This is a genomic window from Boseongicola sp. (assembly GCF_057460485.1).
In genome coordinates, this window is sequence record NZ_JBVCWP010000331.1 from 1 (window position 1) to 3,924 (window position 3,924).

Genomic DNA, 3,924 nt, shown 5'->3' on the forward strand with positions numbered 1-3,924 from the left:
CCAAGCGCGCGGACAAAATCACCGCCGGGTGGGCCGATCAAAAGGTCATCCGCGAGATCATGGTCTTCTTGCACCAGCACGGCGTGGGCACCGCGCGCGCGGTGCGGATCTTCAAAACCTACGGCACAGATGCCGTGCAGGTGATGAGCGAGAACCCCTACCAGCTGGCAAAGGACATCCGCGGCATCGGGTTTCGGACGGCTGACATGATCGCGGAAAAGCTCGGGATCGAGAAGACCACTATGATCCGGATACGGGCAGGCATCTCTTTTGCGCTCAGCGAGGCGATGGGCGACGGCCACTGCGGACTCCCGCGGGCGGACCTCATTGGGTTGGCGGGCAAACTTCTGGAGGTGCCCACGGATCTGATTGAAAGCGCGCTGCGCGAAGAACTGGCCGAGGAGACGGTCACCGCCGATACCGTGGGCGAGGCAGATTGCATCTTTCTGACGGGGCTTTACATGGCAGAGCGTAGCATTGCCGATCAGCTGAAACGCATTCAGCGGGGTGCGCTGCCGTGGCCAGTGATCAATGCGGACAAGGCGCTGCCCTGGATCGAGCAGAAAACCGGCCTGAGCCTCGCAGAGAGCCAAGCCGAAGCCATCCGCCTCGCGCTGAAGTCCAAGGCCATGGTGATCACCGGTGGCCCCGGGGTGGGGAAAACCACCATCGTCAACTCGATCCTGCGCATCCTCGCCGCGAAATCCGTTAGCCTGCTACTCTGCGCGCCCACTGGCCGGGCAGCCAAGCGCATGACCGAAGCCACTGGCATGGAGGCCAAGACCATCCACCGCCTGCTGGAATTTGACCCGAAGGCCTTCGGCTTCAAGCGCAACGAGGAAAACCCGCTCGACTGCGATCTGCTGGTGATCGATGAAAGCTCTATGGTTGACGTGATGCTTATGCAGTCACTGCTCAAAGCTTTGCCTAGCAATGCAGCTCTCCTGATCGTGGGCGACATTGACCAGTTGCCGTCCGTCGGGCCCGGCCAGGTGTTAGCCGACATCATCGACTCAGGCGCCGTGCCAGTAACGCGGCTCACGGAGGTGTTTCGACAAGCGGCGCAAAGCAAGATCATCACTACAGCACACGCTATCAACACGGGTCGCATGCCTGACCTCGCGCCGCCTGAGGACGAGGCGGACTTCTACTTCGTGCCTGCAGCGGACCCCGAGCAAGCCGTGCCCCGCATCGTTGAACTTGTAGCCAAGCGCATCCCCAACCGGTTCGGGTTTGACCCGATCAAGGACATCCAGGTCCTGTGCCCGATGAACCGCGGCGGCGTGGGCGCTCGCTCGCTCAACATTGAGTTGCAGGCGGCACTGAATCCCGCAGGCGACAAAAAGGTCGAACGCTTCGGTTGGACCTTCGCTCCCGGCGACAAGGTCATGCAGCTTGAGAACGACTACGACAAGGATGTCTACAATGGCGATATCGGCATGATCGAAGATATCGACATGGTCGAGGGCGAGGTTGTCGTCGATTTTGAGGGCCGCAGCGTCAACTTCGTCTTCGGCGAACTGGACACTCTGGTCCCGGCGTACGCCGCCACGATCCACAAGAGCCAGGGCTCGGAATATCCGGCGGTGGTGATCCCGGTCATGACCCAGCATTACGCCATGTTGCAGCGCAACCTGATTTACACAGGCGTCACGCGTGGCAAGAAGCTCGTCATCCTTGTGGGTCAAAAGAAAGCCGTCGCGATCGCAGTCAAGAACGTCTCAGGCCGGAGGCGCTGGTCGAAGCTTGATGAATGGTTGCTCGCATAAGCAAGGTAAGTGACTCGGAGCCAGCGCATTCTGGCTGATGTGAATAACGTCTTGAACTGTTCAGTCGTCAAAGGGTTGCTGCCACTAGGCAAGCGCGAACTGGGCAAGAGCAATCAGCGTCCGCCCTGGGCAAGCCGCATTGTGGCATCAGTGATCGTGGTCGAGGACCGGTTTGGGCCGTTCATGTTGGTCGGGGCGAGATCGTTTGGCAGGATCGCTGCGATGCGGCTAACGGCAGCAAGGAGCCCAAATCACACTCATTCTGTGACGTGGCCAATGTCAGTTTTCTTAGTTGCCTCGAAAAACTCGGGACAGAAATGCGATTTGCCGATGGACCGCCTCATCGAATTCAGCGCTTGAGTGCCAAAGCAAACCAAAGTGCCCGCCGTCTATCTCGACGAACTCTTTCTCACCGGCAACCCGGTCGAACACGGCGCGCTGTATCTCGAGGTTACAATGAACCATCTCGTCGTTGCGTCCGACCATCATCTGAACGGGCATTCTCAGATAAGGTGCCGTCACATAGGGGCTGCAAGCGACCGGCGTATCCGGAATGACCCGCGTGACCCAGTTTTCCCATCTACTGCCATGTCGGCCACCGTGTTCGATGAACCACCGGAACGCTTGGATTGGTGTCAATAGGGATGGGGTGTTTAACTGATCAGACGACACGACAGGCATCGGGCCCATTGTCTGTTCTGCTCCACCAGACACATCGCCATTCTCGAAAATCTCTTTCATAACTTCAAGGGCACCATCGTCAGTAAGCCCTTGAGGAAGCGCAACGCCACAAACTGGTATCTGCGCGATTATGGCTGCAATGTCTTCGATCAAACCGCCAGCTACCAAGGCTAGGCCAGCGGAGAAACTGTCCCCCCAAAGGGCGATTGGGTTGTCAGGCTGCTTAACCCGCAAAAATGCAACGGCATCCCGATAGCCGCGTGTTTGTACCCAAGGATTTATTTCCTGCCGAGGTTCGCCACCGCTGAGCCCAAAGTTCTTATGGTCATACAGCAGGACATCAAAGCCAGCCGCAAAGATGGCTTCGGCATATTGGTCGACTGCCATGGTGATCGTCGCGGTTGTTCCGTGCGTCATGACGACGGTCGGTTTCTGCCCGGCTGGATGGCAATAGTGACGCCCCCGCAGCTCCGCTCCTTCTGAGTTGAAACTCACTTCTTGGTACAAGGAACGTCTCCTAGCCACTTACGCAACACTAGTTGGACAATCTCAAAGTACCAAGAGAGTTTCACTGAAAGCTGTCATTGGTGCTTGCGCAGCAAATTAGCACTTTGTCCGCGTTGTGGTCATTTGGCCCAAGAACATGCTGCACGATGCACGAATGGCTGGCCTGGCGAAGCTGCGGCGCAGAATCAGATCGACCGACGAGCGGCAGCTAAGGGCCGGTCGTGTCGCTCGACACAAGGGCGGATTGCGGACTTTCGCCGCAAGTGCGAGACCTCATGGCCCAATTAGTAGAAGCTGACATTCACGCGACCATTAAAGCTCGCTTTTCTCTGCGGTGCCGCAAGGCGGCTTGGAGCCCTGTCTGACCGATGCTACGCTATGGACGAACGGCAGCAATGCGCAGGAAACGGACCGTGCAAGCTTGCTAACCGTGGAGTCCTTCTCGACCTGACTAGACAGAGCTCTGGGTGTCTCCGCGACTACGGACGCCGTTCTGGGAAAATGCTTGATCTTCGCGCCCAATCCGGCGCGATCTGCGACTTACAGCAAACCACTTAAGGAACGTCGGGTTATATTCCTTTGACCGGACACAGCATTGCTCAAATTGGGCTAAAATTAAATTAGGGTTCAATGATTGAGCCCCTGAAAACTCAAACTTTTCGTGACAACAAAATGAGCCAAAATTAATGAAAAGACTTTTCAAATTTGCTTTTTCCCTTGTGCTTAGCAGTGGGTCTGCTTGGGCGTCTCCCAGCTTCGTAAGTGGAAATGAGTTATTGGAAATATGAACGAACAAAAGCGAACAATATTGCGGTGGATACATAGTTGGAACTTTGGACTTGTCCGAAGCCGTAATGGAAGAAGGCAACACGATCAATGGGTTCCAATACTGTGCTCCTTCGTCGATAACCCAAGGACAAGTCGCAGATATTGTTGTCCTCTGGTTGGAACAGAATCCCAGTTTAAG

General features: G+C 56.4%; 2 protein-coding genes and 1 pseudogene. 2 read left to right on the top strand and 1 reads right to left on the bottom strand.

Annotation, left to right across the window (positions count from 1 at the left end):
• Nucleotides 1–1,769: SF1B family DNA helicase RecD2 (gene recD2 / locus AC221Y_RS21410; RefSeq protein WP_486708361.1), on the top strand; the 1,769-nt coding region annotated here is incomplete at its 5' end.
• A 288-nt stretch (nucleotides 1,770–2,057) separates the two neighbouring features.
• Here the strand turns inward: recD2 and AC221Y_RS21415 are convergent.
• Entirely contained in the window at nucleotides 2,058–2,957 is a 900-nt protein-coding gene (locus AC221Y_RS21415; RefSeq protein ID WP_299756244.1) for an alpha/beta hydrolase, read from the bottom strand.
• An 806-nt stretch (nucleotides 2,958–3,763) separates the two neighbouring features.
• Between AC221Y_RS21415 and AC221Y_RS21420 the strand changes: the two are divergent.
• Nucleotides 3,764–3,924, top strand: a pseudogene (locus AC221Y_RS21420) (Rap1a/Tai family immunity protein); the annotation flags it as partial.